This is a genomic window from Streptomyces sp. NEAU-W12, from assembly GCF_026242095.1.
Classification (GTDB): domain Bacteria; phylum Actinomycetota; class Actinomycetes; order Streptomycetales; family Streptomycetaceae; genus Streptomyces.
The window spans coordinates 173,182-193,549 of sequence record NZ_JAPJDM010000003.1; the positions used below are offsets into that span (position 1 = coordinate 173,182).

Sequence of the window (20,368 nt, forward strand, 5' to 3'; positions counted from 1 at the left end):
ACCCGGACCGCCCGTTCACCCCACCCGGCCGTCCGCCCGACCGAGTTGCCTGGCGAACCAGTGCTCCGCGGTCGGTTCGTCGTGGTGCGGTTCCGTCTCGGTGAAGCCGAGCCGGGCGTACAGGGCGCGGGCCTCCACCAGGTCGCCGCGCGTGTCCAGGATCAGCCGGATGGCCCCCGAGGTGCGGGCCACCTCCTCGGCGGCCCGCACCAGGAGCACCGCACCACCCCTGCCCCGCATCCCCCGGTACAGGAAGACCCGGGTGGGTTCGGCGGTCGCACCGCCCAGCAGCCGGATCCCCGCGCTGCCCGCCGCCTCGCCCCCGTACCGCGCGATCAGCAGACGCCCGTGCGGCGGAACCAGGTCGGCGCCCGACTCCGCGGCGATCTCGCGCTCCAGCTCCGCCGGGTCGGTCCGGCGCCCCTCGTGCAGCAGGTACCAGCGGTCGCTCACCTCGGTGCAGTACGCCCGCCAGAGCGCGGCGGCGACGGGGGAGCCGGGGAGTTCGGGGGCGACGGTCCAGACCGTGACCGCATTCTCCGCTCCTCCGGCACCGGGCCCGCAACCCTGTTTGCGGGCGGGTCTTCGGGCAACACGAACGGAGAACCGGCGCGCGAGAAGTGCCGGTTGGCCGAGATACCGGAAGGCATCCATGTCCACTGGCCTGATCATTGCGTTGATCGTGATTGTGGCGGTCGTTGTCGTCGCGGCGGCCGTACTGACCCTGCGCGCCCGTGGCCCACGCCACGGCACGAACCTGAAGCGGCGCTTCGGCCCCGAGTACGACCGGGCCGTCGCCCGGCACGACGGGGACGCCGAGGCCGCAGAACGTGAACTGGCCCAGCGCGTACAGCTCCACGGCGACCTGCGGACACGACCGCTGGAGTCCGCCGAACGGGAGAGGTACGAGGCGGGCTGGACGGCCGCGCAGGAGCGGTTCGTCGAATCGCCGCGGGAGGCGGTCGCCGAGGCGGACCGCCTGCTCGCCGACCTCGCCTCCGCCCGGGGCTTCCCCGACGGCGCACAGTACGAGGAGCAGCTGGCCGCGCTGTCCGTGCACCACGCCCACCACGTCGACGGCTACCGGCGCGTGCACCGGGTCGCGCAGACCCGCGTGAACGGCGGGCACGAGGGCGGCGCGGGCACCGAGGAGATGCGCGAGGCCATGGTCGAGGCCCGTGCCCTCTTCGACGACCTGGTGCGGTCCTCCCACCACGACGGCGGAGACCACCGCGGCGGCCCGGACGGCCACCAGGCGAGGACGGCCGAACGCGGCCGCCTCCACACACCCTCATTGCTCCACCGGCGACAGGCGAAGGAGAGCTGAGCGAGATGACCGACAGGACCCGCCGCCCCGGCGGCGACCCGCTGACCGGAACGCCCCGCACCACCCCCACCACCCCCATGGCCGCCGACGGGACCCGTGACGGTGTCCACGGGGACCTCCCCCAGGACCTCCACGGCGACCCGCGCCGTGACGCCTACGAGAAGGGTGCCCGAGACGGCACCCCGGACCTCCGCGAGCACACCGGCACGGTGCCCCCCGCCCGTGGCGGCGCGGACTCTCCGGGCACCGACCGCCCGCGGAGCGGCGGCACGCCGGACCCGTACACGTCCCTGGACGACCGCCAGGCCGGTGACCGCACCCCCGGCGCGGCGCGCGGCGCCGGTCTGCTCCCGCACGACGACTGCGACAAGCTCTCCGCGCAGCTGCAGCACGCCGTGTCCGGTTTCGTGGACGCCCCGAGGGACTCCGTCGAGGAGGCCGATCACCTGCTGGAGGAACTCGCCGCCCGCTTCACGGACGCGGTCACCGAGCGGCGCCGTACCCTGCGCCGGTCCTGGCAGACCGCGGAGGTCGGCGAGGGCCCGAACGCCGCGGAGACCGGCACCGAGCAACTGCGCCTGGCCCTGCGGGACTACCGCGAACTGGCGGACCGGCTCCTGCACGCCTGACCGGCTCCGGGCCCGGGGCCGCCGTCAGACATCCCCGGGCCCCGGCCCGTCCGCCCCCGCCCGGCGCTCCCGCCACTGCCGTACGACGTCCCCGACGTCGTACGGCCTCTTGCTGAGGGGGCCTTTCCCCGGACCCGGGCGGGGCCGGGGGGGGGGGGGGGGGGCGCCCCGCCGGGGGGGGGCCCCCCCCCCCCCCCGGCGCGGGCGGGGGGGCCCGGTCCCGGGCCGCCCCGCGGGCCCGGACCACGCGACCCGATCGGACGCTCACAGGGAGAGGCCCCCTCAACGGGGGTCCGGACGGCGGCTTGTACGCCATGTCGCGATCCTGGTGTCGGCCTCCGTGAGGACCTTCCGCACGATCCGCTCCGAGGGAGCCGCGAAGGCCGCCCCCGGGGGCCCCGCCCTCCTTGCGCAGGGCCCCGGCGTCGGCGGCAGCACCGAGCAGCCCTCGCGGGCCGGCTTCCGCTCGGGGGCCCACCGCATCTCGTCGTACGCGGCCGTGCGAAGTCCCCGCGCGCCTCGGCATCATGGATCTGCCGGTCCGCCCTCCCCCACTCCCCCTCCGTTCGAGCGGGGCCCCACCTCGAGATCGACGTCCGGCGGCTTCCGCCCGGTCATGAGGCCATGGTGCCCGCGGAACGGGCGGACGGGAGGCAGCCGGGCGTTTTATCATGCGGCGACAGCGGGCCTTCCGGCCACCGCACCAGGCCGCTTCGGTCGTTGCCGGGCCGGTGCCACCGGCCCGCCGGGACGTCTCAGGAGGAGCGCACGTGCTCGAACTCACCATGGCCACGGTGTCGTCGGCGGAATCGGGGGCCACGGCCGGCATGCTCATGGCCGACGCGCCGACCGAGCCGGGCGCCGTGCTGCGGGTGGGCCGGGACAGGTCGGTGTGCCGTCTCTCCACGCCGGACGACTGGCTGTTCGTGTCCAGGGTCCACCTGGAGTTCCAGTGCGCCCAGGACGGCACCTGGTACCTGAGCTGGCTGCGCGGTTCGCTCCCCGAGCCGTCCTCCGAGGTCCGGCTGACCATCGGGGACCGGACCCACCCGGTCGCCTACGGCGGCAGCGTCGCGCTGCCCCGGGGAGGCAACGGCGAGGTCGTCGTCCTGGACCGCGCGGCCCCGCGCAGCGTCAACGTGGGCTTCTACCACGAGGTGTGAGGCCGGCCGGCTCCTCGGGGATTTCGCGAGGGGCCGCCCCGGGACGGCTCGCTTTGGCACCCGCGCCGGGGCGAAGCCGTCGTACCGGCCATGCGGGTGAGGGTACGTTTTCGGCCTCCCGCGTGGCCCGTCGCGCACTCGGGGAGGCAACCCGACCCCCCTCCGTCTATCGTCATCCGGACCAAAGAGGGACGGACGTCAGGTGAACCGGGGGTTGCCTGCGTCTCTTCCGGGGGCGGGGCGAGCCTCATAGGGTTCGCAGAGGGATCCTCACGCGCGGACGCGGGGACCAACGGGGCGGGAGGCCGACGAGGCGTGGCAAACGCGGAACACAGGGGGCGGCCGGCGGAGGCTTTCGCGGCCACGGACGTCGGCGACACCGGAACACGCCTGCACACGGTGCGACTCGGACTGTGGCTGCTCGCCGCCGTCCTCGCCGTACGCCAGGTCGCCGCCGTCCTGACCACCCCGCACGGGGAGCGGCTCACGGACCTGGAGACCTGGTTCGGACACGACGGCGTGCTGCGGGTCAGCGGCTCACTCTACGAATCGACCCGTTTCACCGGTACGCCGTTCGGCGGGCTCGTCCTCAAACCCCTCACCCGAGCGGCCGAACAAGCGCTCGGCTGGGGCTGGACCTTCGGCACGCTGCTGCTGGTCGTCGCGCTGGGGCTGGTCGCCGCCCGCGCCCTGCCCCAGCCGGTCGGCCGCCGCACCGCGCTGCTGGCCGCGCCGGTCGCGGTCAGCCTGCTCATGCTGTCCCTGCCGGTGCGCAACACCCTGTGGCTCGGGCAGACCAGCATCCTCCCGGTCCTCCTCGTCCTGCTGGGCTGCTTCGTCGCCCGCGGGCAGCGGGCCGGCGGCATCCTGATCGGTGTCGCCGCCGCCCTCCAGCCGACCCTGCTGCTCTTCGCCCCGCTGCTGTGGTTCACCGGCCGCCGCCGGGCCGCCGCCGCGTCCGCCATCACCTTCGCCACGGGCACCGCGCTCGCCTGGGCCGCGCTGCCCCAGGACTCGTACACCTACTGGGTGCACCACATGGCGGGCGCCGGACTCGGCGGCCGGGCCGACGACCTCGCCAACCAGTCCCTGCACGGTGCCCTCCTCCGCCTGGGAGCCGAGGGCCCCCTGGAGATCGGCCTCTTCCTGCTGCTCGGCGCGGCCGTCGCCACCCTCGGCCTGCGCCGCGCGGTGCGCTACGCCCACGACGGCCAGCTGCTGCTCGCCGTCGCGATCACCGGCTGCACCGCCGTCGCCGTGTCCCCGACCGCGTGGCAGCACCAACTGCTGTGGGTGCTGCTCACCGTCGTCGGCACGGTCGGCAGACGCGCATCCGACCGGCCGGTGTGGCCCGTCGCCGTCATCCTGGTGATGACGCTGCCGGCCCCCATGGTCCTGCCGAACATGGCGGCCCTCCACCCCGTCCGCGACAACGTCGTCCTGCTCGCCGCGCTCGCCGCCGCCACGGTGATCCCGTTCCTGTCGCGCACCTCGCCGTACTTCCGGGCGCCCGTCCCGACCCGGTACGCCGACCCCGTCCCCACCCGCCTGCGGTACGTTCCGCTGCTGCCGTTCCTGCGCCGGGTCCTGACCCGTCCCAACCTCCTGCTGGAACTGCTGCTGATCCGGGTCACCTACGCCGCCTACTCCAAGGTGCGGCTCGCGGCGACCGGCGGCCGGGAGCGGGCGGAGGAGCACGCCCGGCAGATCCTCGACCTCGAGCGTCTGCTCCACCTGGACATCGAGTACGCGGTCAACCACGCCGTCGTGCAGATCGGCTGGCTGCGGAACTTCTTCGACTTCTACTACACGTCGTTCCACTTCGCCGTCCCGCTCACCGTCCTCGGCCTGCTGTACTGGCGGCGCCCCGTCGACTACCGCTGGGCGCGCGCGAGCCTGGGCTTCACCACGCTGCTGGCCCTGGTCGGCTTCTGGCTCTACCCGCTGGCCCCGCCGCGCCTGATACCGAACCTCGGGATCATCGACACCGTGCACGGCGTGCAGGACTTCTCCAAGCCGGACTACGGCACCCTCACCGCCCTCACCAACCAGTACGCGGCGATGCCGTCCCTGCACTTCGGCTGGTCCCTGTGGTGCGGCCTGGTCATCGCGGTCATCGCGCCCAGGGTGTGGATGAAGGCGCTCGGCCTGCTCCACCCCCTGTTCACCGCCGCCGCGATCATCGCCACCGGCAACCACTGGGTCCTGGACGCGGCGGGCGGCGCCCTCGTCGTCGCGGCCGGCTTCGGCCTGACGTACCTCTTCCAGGGGCCTCGGGCCCGGGTGGCGAGGGCCGCCACCGACGCCGACGCCACCGCGCCGACGCCGAAACCCGCGGAGGTGAGGTCCACGGACGTGAAGTCGACGGACGTGAAGTCGACGGACGTGAAGCCGCAGGTCCCCGCTCCCGCACCCCCCGTGCGGGAGGACCCGGTCCGGAAGTAGCGGCACGACCATGGCGAAAGCGGCGGCCCCGGGGATCTGGGGGCCGCCGCTTCCGGTCTGCGGGGTGGTGCCGGGGCCGGTCAGTACCAGTTGTTGGCCTGCCAGAAGTCCCAGGCGGCGCACGGGCTGCCGTAGCGCTCGTTCATGTAGCTGAGGCCCCACGAGATCTGGGTGGCGGGGTTGGTCTTCCAGTCCGAGCCGGCCGACGCCATCTTCGACGCGGGCAGGGCCTGGACCAGGCCGTAGGCGCCGCTGGAGGCGTTGGTGGCGGTCGGGTTCCAGCCGCTCTCGTGCTGGACGATGTTCGAGAAGCACTGGTACTGCGCGGAGTCGCCGATCATCGACTGCGCGGTCGCCTGGGCCGAGCCCGTGGTGGCTGCCTGCGCGGGTGCGGCGGCGATCAGCGTGCCGCAGGCGGCGGCGGCGAGGGCGGCACCGGCGACGGCCTTCTTCGGGGTGGCGACGGTGCGGAGGATGGAAACGGCGGACACGTGGAGCCTTTCTTCGGGTACAGGGCGGTCGTCGTGGGCCCGGTGCCCGAACACCCGGAGGGCGTGGGGCGGGGCACACGGCGGCGCCGCGGCCCGTGGGGGCACGTCGGCGCCTGGCGACTGCTCCACAGAAACAGCTTCCGGTGTTTGTCCGCAAAGGTCCCTTTTACTAGCTCTGGTCGCATTCAAGGGAAATGCGGATTCGGTGCCGGTGGCCGTCTGCGCAGGTCGGGGCGACGGACGAGGGGGCGGGGGAGGATGTGAGGACTACGACCCCGCTTCGTATGTGACCCGGGTCATGTGGGGTGCCTCACGACGGGCCGTCAGCTGCGTCACTGTCGGCGTGCGCGGGGACACTCAGGGGTGACCGGTGAAAGTGACCGGCGTCTCGAAAGCCGCCCTGCGGGTGGCGCGGCGCCGGGCGCGCAGGACCGGGGCCCCGGGGCCAGGGCCGGCACGACGGTGAGCAGGTCCCGGCCCAGTGACGTGGCCAGGCGGTGCGCCAGGAAACGGGCCAGGTTGGCGGGGGCCGACGCGTCCGGGTCGAAGGAGATGTTCGAGGCGAGGGCCGCTTTGAAGGGTCGGCCCGCCATGTTCATGGCCGTGCCGCAGGCGAAGGCCGCCAGGAAGCCGTAGGCGGCGAGCAGGCGCAGCTCGTCCCGGCCCCGCAGCCCGTCCTGGCCCGGGAGCAGGCCCGGGCCCGTCGTGAACCAGCCCGTCGCCGGCATCTGGAACGGAAGTCACGGGCCCACCCCGCCCGTGAGCAGCGCGGGCGCGAACATCGTCACCGAGCCGAGCCGAGCCGAGCCGAGCCGAGCCGAGCCGAGTCGAGCACGAAGCCGAAGCCCGGCCCGAGGAACCGGCCGCTGAGGACCATCGGGAGGAACACGGGCTCCAGGCCCGCGGTCCCCGCGCCGATGGGGCGCAACGCCGCGCCCGTCGCAGCCAGGACGCCCAGTCGGCCGCCTGCGCCCGGACCGCGCCCGTCGGCAGGAGCAGGAACGCGGCCGGGAACAGGACGGCGGCCCGGCCGCGCCGGCCCGGCGGTGCACACCGCCGGGCCGCCCCGTGGGCTCCGGGGCGGGCCGGCGGGTCTGCCTGTGGTGCGGGGCGGGGGCGGTCAGGACGCGGTGCAGGCGCCGACGCTCGGTGGTGTCGTGTTGCCGTTCGTCATGACGGTGAACCCGAAGCTGGTCGACGCCCCGGCCGCCAGCGAGCCGTTGCCGTTGGGCCGCATCGTCATCACGTTGCCGCTGCCGTCCCAGCTGGGTGAGCCGTTCCAGGTGGCCGAGACCTTCTGCGGGGACGTCACCGTGACGTTCACCGACCAGTTGCTGATCGCCGAACTGCCCGCGGTGATGGTCACCCTGCCGTTGAAGCGGTCACCCCACACCTCCGCCCTGCTGTAGACGGCGGTGCAGCCCGCGCCCGGGTTGCCGGGGTCGCCGCCCCCGCCGTCGGAGCCGCCGAGGGCGCTCAGCACCGCGTGGTAGGCGGGCTTCTTGTTGTAGTTGTCGTCGAACAGCAGGGGTGTCCCGCTCGACCGCCACGAGTACTTGTCCGGGATGCCCCACACCGTGATGCCGGTGCACCGCGCCACCGCGAGGCAGGCCGTGACGACGTTGCCGTAGCTGGTGGCCTGGGACGAGCCCGAGCCCTCGATGTCCAGCTCGGTGATCTGCACGTCGACGCCCAGGTCGGCGAAGCGCTGGAGGTTGGCCCGGTAGTCGGACGGGACCGGGGAGGCGTTGTTGAAGTGCGACTGGAAGCCCACGCAGTCGATGGGCACGCCACGGGACTTGAAGTCGCGGACCATGGTGTAGACCGCGTTGCTCTTCGCGTTGACGCCGTCGGTGTTGTAGTCGTTGTAGCAGAGCTTGGCGTTCGGGTCGGCCGCGCGGGCCGTGCGGAAGGCCTCCTCGATGAAGCCGTCGCCGAGCCTGTCCTGGAAGGGCGAGCTGCGCCGGGCGCCGCTGTTCCCGTCCTGGAAGGCCTCGTTGACCACGTCCCAGGAGTGGATCTCGCCCCGGTAGCGCCCCATGACCTGGTTGATGTGGTTGTTCATCGCCGAGCGCAGGTCGGAGGTGCCGAGGCCGGAGACCCAGCCGGGCAGCTGGGAGTGCCACACCAGGGTGTGCCCGCGGATCGCCATGCCCCGGCTCTGGGCGTGGTTCACGATGCGGTCGGCGTTGCCGAAGCTGAACGAGCCGCGGCTGGGCTCGAGCGCGTCCCACTTCATCTCGTTCTCGGCCGTCACCGAGTTGAACTCGGTGTTCAGCGTGTTGACGTACTGCGCCTCACCCAGGTGGTTCGCGGCGACCGCGGCACCGAAGTAGCGGCCCTTCTCGGCCGCCGCCGCGCCCAGGGTGTCGGCGGCGTGCGCGGCGCTCTGGGGGAGCGCCACGAGCGCGGTCGCGGTGAGCAGCGCGGTCGCGGCGACGGCCAGGGGGCCCCTGGCCGCTCCGGCTCTCGTCTTCCGGACTCCCAGCTTGATCATGCGCATGTCATCCCTTTTCCGGTGGGGGTGCCGTAGTGGTGCGGAGGTATGGAGGTACGGGTGTGCGGGTCTGCGTCTGCCGCCGTGCTCGCTCCGCGCGCCCAGGGGGCCGGAGGCTGCATCGGGTGGTCGAATGTTTCGGAATGAATTCCGAATGACAGCGCAGACGATAGGGATGAACGGAGGGCCGGTCAACCGTCTGTACGCAACTGGAGTGCGCATGGCTGAAGGGTGACAGGTGCTGGGCGGGGGCGGGTGCGTCGACCCGGCGTCGAAAGTTTCGACGCCCTCAGTCGGAATCCTTCGCCGCCGTCGGGTCGATCAGGCGGCACACCGTCTCTATGTCGATCCTGACCTGGGCGATGGAGGCCCGCCCCGACAGCCAGGTGATGAGCGCCGAGTGCCACGTGTGCTCGATGACGCGGACCGCCGAGAGCTGTTCCGGCGTGGGGTCCGCCAGACCCATGGCGTCCAGAATGATCATCGTCGTCTGACGGGAGACCTGGTCGACCTCCGGGCTCACACTGCGGTCCGCGAACGTCAGGGCGCGCACCATCGCGTCGGCCAGCTGCGGCTCGCGCTGGAGCGCGCGAAAGGCCCGCATCAGGGTCTCGGCGACCCGTTCGGCCGCCGTCTCGCCCGTCGGCGGCCTCTTCCGCAGGGTGCCGTGCATGTGCTCCAGCTGGTCCTGCATCGTGGCCACCAGCAAGTGGATCTTGGACGGGAAGTACCGGTACAGCGTGCCCAGCGCCACCTGCGAGGACTCCGCGACCTCGCGCATCTGCACCGCGTCGAAACCGCCCCGGCCGGCCAGCTGGGTGCTCGCGCGCAGGATGCGGCGCCTGCGCGCCTCCTGCTGCTCGGTCAGGGGGGAGGCAGGGGGGGTTCGGGTGGTGCCGGCTTCCATCTTCGCCGCCTTGTTCGCCTTGTGGGTCCTGGCCGGTTCCATCCGGCTCCGCCGCCCCGGCCGCCTTGTCCCTGAGGGCTTCCGCGGGCATGGGCCCCGTTTCGTGACCGTCGGTGAGGGTTGGTGATCGGACAGCATGGCACGCATCCCGCCGTGGCGTGAATCACCTGATCCACTGCTCGCCGCGTCCTTACCTGCCGGTAGATTCGAAGCCTCCGAACGATCAACTCTATAACTTGTTCTAGGTTAGCGTCCCGGCGTACAGTCGCGGGACCATGCAGGGAGAAGGGGGCCCAGGGTGACCGCTGAGGCCAGTCAGGCCGGGCTCTCGCAGGGCTCGGCCTCCGATGGCTTGCGACCGCTCCGCATCGCGCTCCTCACCTACAAGGGGAACCCGTTCTGCGGCGGGCAGGGCGTCTACGTCCGTCACCTCTCCCGTGAGCTCGCCCGCCTCGGCCACCGGGTCGAGGTCATCGGCGCCCAGCCCTACCCCGTCCTCGACGAGGGCTACGACGGGCTGAGCCTGACCGAGCTGCCCAGCCTCGACCTCTACCGTCAGCCGGACCCCTTCCGCACCCCCGGCCGCGGCGAGTACCGCGACTGGATCGACGCCCTCGAGGTCTCCACGATGTGGACCGGCGGCTTCCCCGAACCACTGACCTTCTCGCTGCGTGCCCGCCGCCATCTACGGGCCCGGCGCGGCGACTTCGACGTCGTCCACGACAACCAGACGCTCGGCTACGGCCTGCTCGGCGACGTCGGCGCGCCCCTGGTGACCACGGTCCACCACCCCATCACCGTCGACCGGCAGCTGGAACTGGACGCGGCGGGAAGCAGGCGCCGGCGCGCGTCGGTGCGCCGCTGGTACGCGTTCACCACCATGCAGAAACGGGTCGCCCGCCGTCTGCCCTCCGTGCTCACCGTCTCCGGCACCTCCCGTGACGAGATCGTCGACCATCTGGGCGTACGGCGGGACCGCATCCACGTCGTCCACATCGGCGCCGACACCGACCTGTTCTCGCCGGACGCGTCGGTGCCCGTCGTACCGGGCCGGATCGTGACGACGTCCAGCGCGGACGTGCCGCTCAAGGGCCTGGTCTTCCTCGTCGAGGCGCTGGCGGAGGTCCGCGCCGAACAGCCCGGGGCGCACCTGGTCGTGGTCGGCAAGCGGCCCGCCGAGGGGCCCGTCGCGCAGGCCGTGGAGCGGCACGGGCTCGGCGACGCCGTCGAGTTCGTCAAGGGCATCTCGGACGCGGAACTGGTCGACCTCGTGCGCTCCGCCCAGGTGGCCTGCGTACCGTCGCTGTACGAGGGCTTCTCGCTGCCCGCCGCCGAGGCCATGGCCACCGGCACCCCGCTGCTCGCCACGACCGGCGGCGCGATCCCGGAGGTCGCCGGCCGCGACGGCGAGACCTGCCTGGCCGTCCCGCCCGGCGACCCGCAGGCGCTGGCCGTCGGACTGAACCGGCTGCTCGGCGACCCGGAGCTGCGCGCCCGCCTCGGCGCGGCCGGACGGGAACGGGTGCTGCGGCACTTCACCTGGGCCCGCGCGGCCGAAGGCACGGTGGCCCGCTACCGCGAGGCGATGGCCCGTGCCGCGGCCGCGGCCGGGGGCGCCGGGACCGGTCCTGCCGCCGCCGGCCCGGCACCCGGGGCCGCTCGGACGCCCGTCGCAGAAGAATCCGTCCCCTCCGACCGTGAAAGCAGGGCCACGTGCTGACCGTCGACTTCTCCCGGTTCCCGCTCGCCCCGGGCGACCGTGTCCTGGACCTCGGATGCGGTGCCGGCCGGCACGCGTTCGAGTGCTACCGGCGCGGGGCGCGGGTCGTGGCGCTGGACCGGAACGGCGAGGAGATCCGCGAGGTCGCCCAGTGGTTCGCCGCGATGAAGGAGGCCGGGGAGGCGCCCGCCGGGGCCACCGCCACGGCGATGCAGGGCGACGCCCTCGCCCTGCCCTTCCCCGACGACTCCTTCGACGTCGTGATCATCTCCGAGGTCATGGAGCACATCCCCGACGACAAGGGCGTCCTCGCCGAGATGGTCCGCGTGCTCCGGCCCGGCGGCCGCATCGCGGTCACCGTGCCGCGCTACGGACCCGAGAAGGTGTGCTGGACCCTGTCCGACGCCTACCACGAGGTCGAGGGCGGCCACATCCGCATCTACAAGGCCGACCAGCTGCTGGCCAGGATGCGCGAGGCAGGCCTGCGCCCCTACGGCACCCACCACGCGCACGCGCTGCACTCGCCGTACTGGTGGCTGAAGTGCGCCTTCGGCGTGGACAACGACAAGGCGCTGCCGGTACGGGCGTACCACAAGCTGCTGGTCTGGGACATCATGAAGAAGCCGCTGGCGACCCGCCTCGCGGAGCGGACCCTGAATCCGGTGATGGGCAAGAGCTTCGTGGCGTACGCGACCAAGCCGCACCTGCCGCGCGCCGGCGCCACGTCGGCCGCCGACGCCGCGACGGCCGACGCCACGAAGGCCGCCGGCGCCGGAACGGCCACCTCGTGACGACCCCCCGGACAGAACACCTCGTCCTGCCCGGGGTCCTCACCGCCGAGGATGCCGCCGACACCGTCGCCGGCATCCTCGCCGTGCAGCGTGAGGACGGGGCCATCCCGTGGTTCAGGGGCCACCACCTCGATCCGTGGGACCACGTCGAGGCCGCGATGGCACTGGACGCCGCGGGCGCCCACGAGGCCGCCGAACAGGCCTATCTGTGGCTGGCCAGGCACCAGTTGGCGGACGGATCCTGGTACGCGGCGTACGCCGACGGCGACCCGGACGACGTCACCGACCGGGGGCGGGAGACCAACTTCGTCGCCTACGTCGCCGTCGGCGTCTGGCACCACTACCTCTCCACCGGCGACGACCCCTTTCTGGACCGCCTGTGGCCCACCGTGTACGCGGCCGTGGAGTGGGTGCTGCGGCTCCAGCAGCCCGGCGGGCAGATCGGCTGGCGGCGCGACGACGACGGCACGCCCACCGCGGACGCGCTGCTCACCGGCTGCTCCTCCGTCCACCACGCGCTGCGCTGCGCCCTCGCCATCGCCGAGCAACGGGAGGAGCCCCAGCCGGACTGGGAGCTGGCGGCCGGCGCGCTCCGGCACGCGATCCGGCACCACCCGGAGCGGTTCCTCGACAAGGACCGCTACTCCATGGACTGGTACTACCCCGTGCTGGGCGGCGCCCTCACCGGCGCCGAGGCCAAGGAACGGATCGAGGAGGGCTGGGACCGTTTCGTCGTCCCCGGGCTCGGGGTGCGCTGCGTGGTCCCCAACCCGTGGGTGACCGGCGGCGAGTCGGCCGAACTCGCCCTGGCCCTCTGGGTGATGGGCGAGTCCGACCGCGCGCTGGAGGTGCTCCAGTCCATCCAGCACCTGCGCGATCCGAAGAGCGGCCTGTACTGGACGGGGTACGTCTTCGACGACGAGGCGGTCTGGCCGGTCGAGCTGACCTCCTGGACGGCCGGCTCACTGCTGCTGGCCGTCGCCGCGCTCGGCGGCCACGAGGCCACCTGCGCGGTCTTCGGCGGCGACCGCCTCCCCAGGGGACTCGCCCCCGACTGCTGCGCCCTGGACTGAGCGGCACGGCCGCCGGGGCGGGCCCGGCCCGGTGCTGCGGACGGGGGAGGGAGAGCGGAGGCTCTCGCCCTCGGTGCCGGTGGAGGCTGTTGGCGATGGCGTGGCCGGTGAAGAGGTGGGCCACGGCGGCCGGGCGGTGTCCGGTGACGGCGTGGGGGTGCTCCTCGTCGAGCGTGTCGTGTTCCCCGGGAGCGTGTTCCCGGGCCCGCCCGGTCACGTGCGCGTTGGCCGGGCGGGCGGTGGGGGAGGGTCCGGGAGGGGTGGGTCAGCGGCGGTGGAGGCTGTTGGCGATGGCGTGGCCGATGAAGAGGTAGACCACGGCGGCCAGGCCGTAACCGGCGACCACACGGGCCCACTCCTCGTCGAACGTGAACAGGTCGCGCGACCAGCCGGCCAGCCAGTTGGCCGCGTCATGGACGAACTGGACCAGCTCATTGGCCCGGTTGGCGTCCAGCAGGTACATCAGGATCCAGAGTCCGAGAATGAGGGCCATGATGTCCGCGATCACCGCGACGGCCGTTCCGGCGGAGTTGGAACCACTGCGATTTCGTGGGGACATGGTCTCCGTCTGGCCCCGAAACCGCGATTGAAACCCGCACGTGCGGACGACCGACCGGGCGTCGACCGCACGACGACGGCCCCCCGCCGGAAGGGCGGGGGGCCGTGCGTGCTGTGGCTCGCAGGGGCGGGTCAGCCGCGCTGGATGCCCGAGGTGTCCTGGAGGACACCGCGACGGCCGTCCTGCGTCTGGGCGACGAGGGCCGGGCCGCGCTGCTCGACGGCCAGGTACCAGGTACCGGGGGCCAGTTCGGCGATCGGCGTCTGCGAACCGTCCTCCGGGAACAGCGGCCGGGGCACCGGCACCGCGAACCAGAACGGGGAGAAGTCACCGGCGGGCGGCGCGGCCGGCTGACCGGGGAACGACTGGCCGGGCTGGCCGGGCTGGCCGGGACCGCCCGGCTGCGGCTGACCGCCGAACCCGGCCTGCTGCGCACCCGGGTAGCCGTAACCACCGGGCGGCTGGGCGCCGTAGGGCTGCGGGGCGGCGGGGCGGGGCGCCGGTACGAGCGCGCCCTTGAGGGCCGGAACCAGCGGGGTGGCCACCGCGGCGGCGGCCATGACCAGTGTCGCGATGAGGGCCAGGATGAGGCCGACACCGGAGTCGGGCCCGTCGGAGGACGAACCGGTGGTGACGTTGTTCGCCCCACCGGCCGGGTCGAAGATGTTGCCGAGCGCGCTCCAGGCGGCGAAGACCGTGAACGCGACCCCGAACTGGCCGAGGTCCAGCCCCGCGACCTTCAGCGGCTGCGGCAGGGCACGGGACGCGACGACGAGCGCCGCACCGATGATGCCCGCCAGCACGACACCGAGCACGACCGGGCCACTGCTCCACAGGTTCGGGATGATGTCGTCGGGGGCGCCGTCGATCGAGTAGAGGTCGAGGAACGACGCGATGAACAGCAATACCGCTGCTCCGATCACCACGCCGTCGCCTCGAGTGAGGGAGCGGATATTCACTTCAGGTCCTTCTCGGTCGTCTCGTCGTCAGCAGAGGCGTCGCTGTCACCACGTCGCCCTCAGGGCCCGGTGTGAAGCGCGGGGGTGACCCCTCGTCGTGCGGACGACACTATCGTCCGCACGATCGGGCTGTCCGCCCGGACCGGAGCGCCGATCCCTACCCGCGCAGGAAACTCACGATTCCCTCAGAGATTCCCTGCGCCGCTTTCTGCCGCCAGGCACCGCTGGTCAGAAGTGCCGCGTCCTTGCTATCGCGCATGTTGCCGCATTCGACGAACACCTTGGGAACCGTTGACAGATTGAGACCGCCCAGGTCCTTACGTGTGACGAGACCGGTCCTGCCGCCCACGTAGTTGGACGGCGCGTTGCCGGTGACGCGTACGAAGTTGCCCGCGATGCGCTCACCGAGGTCGCGGGACGGCTCGACGATGGCCCGGGTGTCGGCGGCGCCGGAGTTCACGGAGCCGGGCAGGATCACGTGGAAACCGCGGTTCCCGGCGCCCGAACCGTCCGCGTGGACCGACACGACGGCATCCGCCCGCGCCTCGTTGCCGATCCGTGCCCGCTCGTCGATGCACGGCCCGAACGGCCGGTCGTCGTCCTGGGTGAGCTTCACCGTGGCGCCCTGCTCCTCGAGGAGTGCGCGCATCCGGTGGGCGACGTCCAGGTTGAACTCCGCCTCGGTGAAACCGTCGTCGGTGGACGTACCGGTGGTGTCGCACTCCTTGGAGTTCGTCCCGATGTCCACCCGGCGGTTGATCTCGGCGGTGTGCTGGAAGTTGCCGGGATTGTGCCCGGGGTCGATGACCACGATCTTCCCCTTGAGCGGCCCGGTCCCGGCAGGCGCGGACGCGGACGGGGAGGAGGCGGCCGGGGAGCCGGAGTCGGGGGAGGGGCTCGGCCTCCTGCCGTCCGTGGCGTCGGCCCCGCCCGGCGCACCCCCCGACGGCGAGGCGCCGGCGGAGGACGCGGCGGCGGACACCCCGGCGGACGTGCTCGCGCCGCCCCCGTCGTCGTCCGGCCCCCCCACGGTCGCGTAGACGGCCCAGCCGAGCAGCGCGCCCGGTACGAGCGCGGCGAGCACCACGGTCAGCGGTCCGCGTCGGAAGCGGCGGGACTGCGGCGGATCGAAGTCGGGCCCGGTGTACGACACGCAGCCACCCTAACGGCCGCCCGCACCGCCCTCGTCCCGGTCGGGAGGCGCTCACCCCCGGCGGTGTTCACGGCCGGGCGGCACCCGTCTCAGATCCCGCCCCCCGTGCGGCGCAGGACCCGCAGCGAGTCCGTCGCCGGGAGTTCCGTGAAGGCGCCGGAGGCCAGGGCGCGGAGGTAGACGCGGTACGGGGCCTGACCGGTGAACTCGTCGGCCGGGTCGGGGAAGACGTCGTGGATGACGAGGAGACCGCCCTCGGCCACGTGCGGGGCCCAGCCCTCGTAGTCGGCCGTGGCGTGCTCGTCCGTGTGGCCACCGTCGATGAAGACCAGGGCGAGGGGGGAGTTCCACAGGGCCGCGACCCTGGGGGAGCGGCCGACCAGGGCGACCACGTGGTCCTCCAGGCCCGCCCGGTGGAGCGTGCGGCGGAAGGCGGGGAGGGTGTCCATCACGCCCAGCTCGGGGTCGACCGTCTCCGGGTCGTGGTACTCCCAGCCCGGCTGCTGCTCCTCGCTGCCCCGGTGGTGGTCCACGGTGAGCGCGGTGACCCCGGCCTCACGGGCGGCACCCGCGAGCAGGACCGTGGAGCGGCCGCAGTAGGTGCCGACCTCCAGCAGGGGGAGGCCCAGCCGTCCCGCCTCCTCCGCCGCCGCGTACAGGGCCAGGCCCTCGCCGACGGGCATGAAGCCCTTCGCCGCCTCGAACGCGGCCAGGACCTCGGGCTCGGGGGCCGGGGGGTTCGGTGTCGGCATCGGTTCCGGCGTCCTCTCGGTCGTGTGCGTCTCGTGATGTGTCCCGGGGACGCGTCCGGGGGTGCCCATGCTGCCCTACCGCCTACCGCCTACCGCCTGCCGCCTGCCGCCTGCCGCCTGCCGCCTGCCGCCTGCCGCCTGCCGCTTACCGCCTGCCGCGCGGCCCGGCAGGGGCACCGGCGGCCACCGCGGAGTGATCCCGGTCCCGGAGCAGGTCCGGCGGTCGGACCGGGACCGGTCCGCGCAGGGCCTGTTCCGCGCGGACCGGGTGGGCGTCCTCCGCGCTGCTCGCGCGCAGCCGCAGGGTGCTCGACGGGCGCCGGCCGGGGATGAACAGGGCCAGCACCAGGCCCACGGTCACCGCCGCCGTCGCGATCAGGAAGGAGAGGCGGAAGCCGTGCATGCTCGGGATCTCCGCCCCGCCCACCGTGTTGGCCGTACTGGCCAGCACCATCCCGACGACCGCGCTCGACACCGACGTACCGATCGAGCGCATCAGGGTGTTGAGGCCGTTGGCCGCGCCCGTCTCCGAGGCCGGGACCGCACCGACGATCAGCGCGGGCAGGGAGGCGTAGGCGAGCCCGATGCCCGCGCCGATGACGACGGAGATGACGACGGCCCCCCAGACAGCGTGCAGCAGGCCCAGGCCGCCGCCGTAACCGGCCCCGATGACCAGCAGGCCCAGGACGAGGGTGACCTTGGGCCCGTAGCGGGCGGACAGACGGGCGTAGACGGGGGCCGTGAACATCATCGTCACGCCCAGCGGTGCCACGCACAGCCCCGCCACCACCATCGACCGGCCGAGGCCGTACCCGGTGGAGGCGGGGAGCTGGAGCAGTTGGGGCAGCACCAGGGAGATGACGAAGAAGGAGGCGCCGATCATGATCGACGCGAGGTTGGTGAGCAGGACCTCGCGGCGGGCGGTGGTGCGCAGGTCCACCAGGGGTGCGGGCACCCGCAGTTCCATCAGGCCCCAGAGCAGGAGCACCACGACCGCCGCCCCGGACAGGCCGAGCGTGGTCCCGGAGGTCCAGCCCCAGTCGGCGCCCTTGGTGAGGGGCAGGAGGAAGAGGACGAGACCGGCGGACAGGCCCAGCGCGCCCGGCAGGTCGAAGGTGCCGGGCGCGCGTGCCGGGGACTCCGGCACGAGGGCCAGGGTGAGTGCGACGGCGAGGACGCCGAGGCCGGCCGCCCCGAAGTAGAGGGCGTGCCAGTCGGAGTTCTGGGCCACCAGCGCGGCGGCGGGCAGCGCGAGACCGCCGCCGACGCCGATCGAGGAACTCATCAGCGCCATCGCGGAGCCCAGCCGCTCCGGGGGCAGCATGTCGCGCATCAGACCGATGCCGAGCGGGATCGCACCCATCGCGACGCCCTGGAGCGTACGGCCGGCGATCATCACCAGCAGGTCGCTGGTGAGCGCGCTGACGAGCGCGCCGGCCACCATGACCGAGAGGCTGGCGACCAGCATGCGCCGCTTGCCGTAGAGGTCGCCGAGACGGCCCATGACGGGGGTGGCGACGGCACCGGACAGCAGCGTCGAGGTCAGGACCCACGTGGCGTCGCCGGGCGTGGTGTCCAGCAGGCGCGGCAGATCCTTGATCACCGGGATGAGCAGGGTCTGCATCACCGCGACGACGATGCCCGCGAAGGCGAGCACCGGGACCACGGCCCTTCCCGCTCCGCCCGCGGGACGGCCGTTCGTCGACTGCGTCATGTGAAGGGGCCTCCAGGCCGGGAACGTGAGGTCGGCACGGGAGAAGGCGTGCCGGATACGTGGGCACGGAACCTGTGCGCCAGGGCAACTATTCCGATGCTTTGACATACTAACGATTTCTTGACCAACCCTTGGGCCCGCCCGGCGAAATCCCGGTGCAAGGGGCGCTGGGCGGTTGAGACCATGACCCCATGCTCAGAGTCCCGGACGCCGCCACCGCCCGCGCACCCCGTCGCCGTACGCCGCCCCCGTGGCTGGCGGTGGCGCTCGCGTGCGTCGGGCAGTTCCTCGTCGTGCTCGACATCTCCGTGGTCAACGTCGCACTGCCGTCGATGCGGACCGGCCTCGGGCTCAGCGAGCAGGGCCTGCAGTGGGTGGTGAACGCGTACTCGATCGCCTTCGCCGGCTTCATGCTGCTCGGCGGACGCGCCGGGGACCTCTACGGGCGCAAGCGGATGTTCCTCGTCGGCCTCGGCCTGTTCACGCTGGCCAGCCTGGCGGGCGGGCTGGCCCAGGACGACTGGCAGCTGCTGCTGGCGCGGGCCGCGCAGGGGCTCGGGGCCGCGGTCCTGGCGCCGTCCACCCTCACCCTGGTCACCTCGGCGGTCCCCGAGGGCCCCGCGCGGGCCCGCGCCATCGCGACCTGGACCGCCGTCGGCGCCGGCGGCGGCGCGGCCGGCGGCTTCGTCGGCGGGGTCCTCGTGGACACCCTGTCGTGGCGGTGGGTGCTGCTGATCAACGTGCCGATCGGGGTGCTGGTGCTGGCCGGCGCCGCCTGGTGGCTGGCGGAGGGCCGGGCCGGCGACGGACGGCGGCTCGACCTGCCCGGCGCCCTGCTCGTGACGGCCGGTCTCGCCACCCTGGCCTTCGGCATCTCCCAGACCGAGGCCGAGGGGTGGACGGCGCCGCCCACCCTGGTGCCGCTCGGTGCCGGACTCGCCCTCATCGCCCTGTTCCTCCTCGTCGAGGCACGGGCCAAGGCCCCGCTGATGCCGCTGGGACTGTTCCGGGTGCGGTCGGTGTCGTCGGCGAACGGGGCGATGTTCCTGAGCGGCGCCGCCATGTTCTGCATGTGGTTCTTCATGACCCTCTACGCCCAGAACGTCCTCGGCTACACCCCGCTCGAGGCCGGCCTCGCCCTGGTGCCCAGCTCGCTCGCCGTGGTCGTCGGCTCCAAGATCGCGCCACGGCTGATGCGTGCCGCCGGGGCACGGACCGTGGCCGTGCTGGGCACGCTCGTCGCACTGTCCGGTTTCGCCTGGCAGTCGACGATGACGGCCGACGGCGCGTACCCGACGGCGATCCTGTTCCCCGGCATCCTGATGATGCTGGGTGCCGGCCTCGCCGGGACCCCGCTCGCCGCACTCGCGACCTCCGGCACCGCACCGGAGGAGGCCGGCCTGGTCTCCGGCCTGATCAACACCTCGCGCACGATGGGCGGTTCACTCGGCCTCGCGGTCCTCTCGACGGTCGCGGCGGCCCGTACGGGGGACAGCGCCACCCCGCAGGCCCTGACCGAGGGCTACGCCCTCGCCTTCCGCACCGGAACGGGGGTCCTGGCGGTCGGCCTGGTCCTGATGTGGCTGTGGCTGCCGCGGAAGGCCGCGGCAGCCCACTGAACCCGTCGGCGGGGGCGGGGGCCCGTCGGGCGCTCGAGCGGGGGCGGACAGCCGGGCGCCTCGTGCTGCGGCAGCGAGGTTCCCCCGGGGCCGGCGGGCCCGCGGGGACGAAGCCGTCCAGGGCGGCGCACGCCGCTCACCGTGCAGCCGGAGAGCGCGGAGGCCGGTGTACGGGCCTGCCGGGCCTGCCGGGGCAAGGCCCGGCGGACGCGGTGTCCGGGCGGTGGGAGCGGGACGCGGGTCAGGCGCGGACGGGCGAGCGGCCCCGCTCGTCGTGTGACGAACGGGGCCGCTCACCCGTCTGTTCGGCGCCCGCGGAAAGTCCCTGACGTGACGTCAGACCCTCGCCTCCGCGGACTCCTTCTCCTCGGCAGGCCTGCGGTGGCGGCCGCGAGGGGCCGCCATGACGTCCTGCTGGGACACCGGTCCGCGGTGCTTGCCGTGCCCCGTGGCGGTCTGCCCGCCCTCGGCGGCCTGCGCCTGGTTCGTGCTCGCGTCGTTCATCGGAAGGAACTCACCCCGTAAACATGATCTTTCCTACAGCCGGGCGAGTTTAACCGGCGGACCCG

Annotated in this window: 18 protein-coding genes and 1 pseudogene; 8 read left to right on the forward strand and 11 right to left on the reverse strand. The window is 73.3% G+C overall.

Features of this window, described 5'->3' with window-relative positions; translation table 11 throughout:
• Positions 1-15: 15 nt before the first annotated feature.
• Positions 16-672, reverse strand: a complete 657-nt coding sequence (locus ORI94_RS05035; protein WP_266072843.1) for a GNAT family N-acetyltransferase — start codon at positions 670-672, stop codon at positions 16-18.
• Between ORI94_RS05035 and ORI94_RS05040 the strand changes: the two genes are divergently transcribed.
• The 4 genes from ORI94_RS05040 (at position 653) to ORI94_RS05060 (ending at position 5,564) form a co-directional block, all read left to right on the forward strand.
• Positions 653-1,327 carry a hypothetical protein gene (locus ORI94_RS05040; protein WP_266072845.1) on the forward strand — a complete coding sequence of 225 codons (675 nt, stop codon included), beginning with the start codon at positions 653-655 and terminating at the stop codon, positions 1,325-1,327. The genes ORI94_RS05035 and ORI94_RS05040 overlap by 20 nt on opposite strands.
• Before the next feature lie 5 nt (positions 1,328-1,332).
• Complete coding sequence (locus ORI94_RS05045) at positions 1,333-1,956, forward strand: hypothetical protein (protein ID WP_266072847.1); 624 nt, start codon at positions 1,333-1,335, stop codon at positions 1,954-1,956.
• Between the two features lie 770 nt (positions 1,957-2,726).
• Complete coding sequence (locus ORI94_RS05055) at positions 2,727-3,119, forward strand: FHA domain-containing protein (RefSeq protein ID WP_266072849.1); 393 nt, start codon at positions 2,727-2,729, stop codon at positions 3,117-3,119.
• A 315-nt stretch (positions 3,120-3,434) separates the two neighbouring features.
• On the forward strand, positions 3,435-5,564 hold the full coding sequence (locus ORI94_RS05060; protein ID WP_266072850.1) for a bifunctional glycosyltransferase 87/phosphatase PAP2 family protein: 2,130 nt from the start codon (positions 3,435-3,437) through the stop codon (positions 5,562-5,564).
• 80 nt (positions 5,565-5,644) lie between these two features.
• On the opposite strand, the gene ORI94_RS05065 is transcribed toward ORI94_RS05060, so the two are convergent.
• The 4 genes and pseudogenes from ORI94_RS05065 to ORI94_RS05080 all read right to left on the reverse strand — a co-directional run bounded on the left by ORI94_RS05065 (position 5,645) and on the right by ORI94_RS05080 (position 9,501).
• Entirely contained in the window at positions 5,645-6,055 is a 411-nt protein-coding gene (locus ORI94_RS05065) for a transglycosylase SLT domain-containing protein (RefSeq protein WP_042170228.1), read from the reverse strand.
• A gap of 357 nt (positions 6,056-6,412) precedes the next feature.
• Positions 6,413-7,040 (reverse strand): annotated as a pseudogene (locus ORI94_RS05070) (ECF transporter S component); the annotation flags it as partial.
• Positions 7,041-7,175: 135 nt separating this feature from the next.
• Positions 7,176-8,552, reverse strand: coding sequence for an endo-1,4-beta-xylanase (locus tag ORI94_RS05075; protein WP_416237776.1), 1,377 nt, complete (start codon positions 8,550-8,552; stop codon positions 7,176-7,178).
• A 289-nt stretch (positions 8,553-8,841) separates the two neighbouring features.
• Positions 8,842-9,501: a TetR family transcriptional regulator gene (locus ORI94_RS05080; RefSeq protein WP_416237777.1), complete on the reverse strand. Its 660-nt coding sequence runs from the start codon at positions 9,499-9,501 to the stop codon at positions 8,842-8,844.
• Positions 9,502-9,757: 256 nt separating this feature from the next.
• Between ORI94_RS05080 and ORI94_RS05085 the strand changes: the two genes are divergently transcribed.
• Genes ORI94_RS05085 through ORI94_RS05095 form a run of 3 tightly spaced genes read left to right on the forward strand, consistent with a single transcriptional unit; the run spans position 9,758 to position 13,043 of the window.
• Positions 9,758-11,179 carry a glycosyltransferase family 4 protein gene (locus tag ORI94_RS05085; protein ID WP_266072854.1) on the forward strand — a complete coding sequence of 474 codons (1,422 nt, stop codon included), beginning with the start codon at positions 9,758-9,760 and terminating at the stop codon, positions 11,177-11,179.
• On the forward strand, positions 11,173-11,970 hold the full coding sequence (locus tag ORI94_RS05090; RefSeq protein WP_266072856.1) for a class I SAM-dependent methyltransferase: 798 nt from the start codon (positions 11,173-11,175) through the stop codon (positions 11,968-11,970). The genes ORI94_RS05085 and ORI94_RS05090 overlap by 7 nt, the downstream gene beginning before the upstream one ends.
• Entirely contained in the window at positions 11,967-13,043 is a 1,077-nt protein-coding gene (locus ORI94_RS05095) for a prenyltransferase (protein ID WP_266072858.1), read from the forward strand. Before ORI94_RS05090 ends, ORI94_RS05095 begins: the two co-directional genes overlap by 4 nt.
• A 265-nt stretch (positions 13,044-13,308) precedes the next feature.
• Here ORI94_RS05095 and ORI94_RS05100 read toward each other — a convergent pair whose 3' ends face one another.
• From ORI94_RS05100 to ORI94_RS05120, 5 genes are all read right to left on the reverse strand, one after another.
• Positions 13,309-13,602, reverse strand: coding sequence for a hypothetical protein (locus ORI94_RS05100; RefSeq protein ID WP_266072860.1), 294 nt, complete (start codon positions 13,600-13,602; stop codon positions 13,309-13,311).
• Between the two features lie 131 nt (positions 13,603-13,733).
• The gene (locus ORI94_RS05105; RefSeq protein ID WP_266072862.1) at positions 13,734-14,561 is read right to left on the reverse strand and encodes a DUF5336 domain-containing protein; all 828 of its coding nucleotides are present in this window, start codon (positions 14,559-14,561) and stop codon (positions 13,734-13,736) included.
• A gap of 157 nt (positions 14,562-14,718) precedes the next feature.
• Positions 14,719-15,714 carry an N-acetylmuramoyl-L-alanine amidase gene (locus tag ORI94_RS05110; protein ID WP_266072864.1) on the reverse strand — a complete coding sequence of 332 codons (996 nt, stop codon included), beginning with the start codon at positions 15,712-15,714 and terminating at the stop codon, positions 14,719-14,721.
• A gap of 89 nt (positions 15,715-15,803) precedes the next feature.
• A complete protein-coding gene (locus ORI94_RS05115; RefSeq protein ID WP_266072866.1) occupies positions 15,804-16,466 on the reverse strand; it encodes a class I SAM-dependent methyltransferase in 663 nt (220 codons plus the stop codon).
• A 145-nt stretch (positions 16,467-16,611) separates the two neighbouring features.
• Positions 16,612-18,180, reverse strand: a complete 1,569-nt coding sequence (locus ORI94_RS05120) for an MFS transporter (protein WP_266072868.1) — start codon at positions 18,178-18,180, stop codon at positions 16,612-16,614.
• Between the two features lie 191 nt (positions 18,181-18,371).
• On the opposite strand from ORI94_RS05120, the gene ORI94_RS05125 reads away from it, so the two are divergent.
• The gene (locus ORI94_RS05125; protein ID WP_266072869.1) at positions 18,372-19,799 is read left to right on the forward strand and encodes an MFS transporter; all 1,428 of its coding nucleotides are present in this window, start codon (positions 18,372-18,374) and stop codon (positions 19,797-19,799) included.
• 336 nt (positions 19,800-20,135) lie between these two features.
• Here the strand turns inward: ORI94_RS05125 and ORI94_RS05130 are convergent, their stop codons facing one another.
• On the reverse strand, positions 20,136-20,303 hold the full coding sequence (locus ORI94_RS05130) for a hypothetical protein (protein WP_266072870.1): 168 nt from the start codon (positions 20,301-20,303) through the stop codon (positions 20,136-20,138).
• Positions 20,304-20,368: the final 65 nt, after the last annotated feature.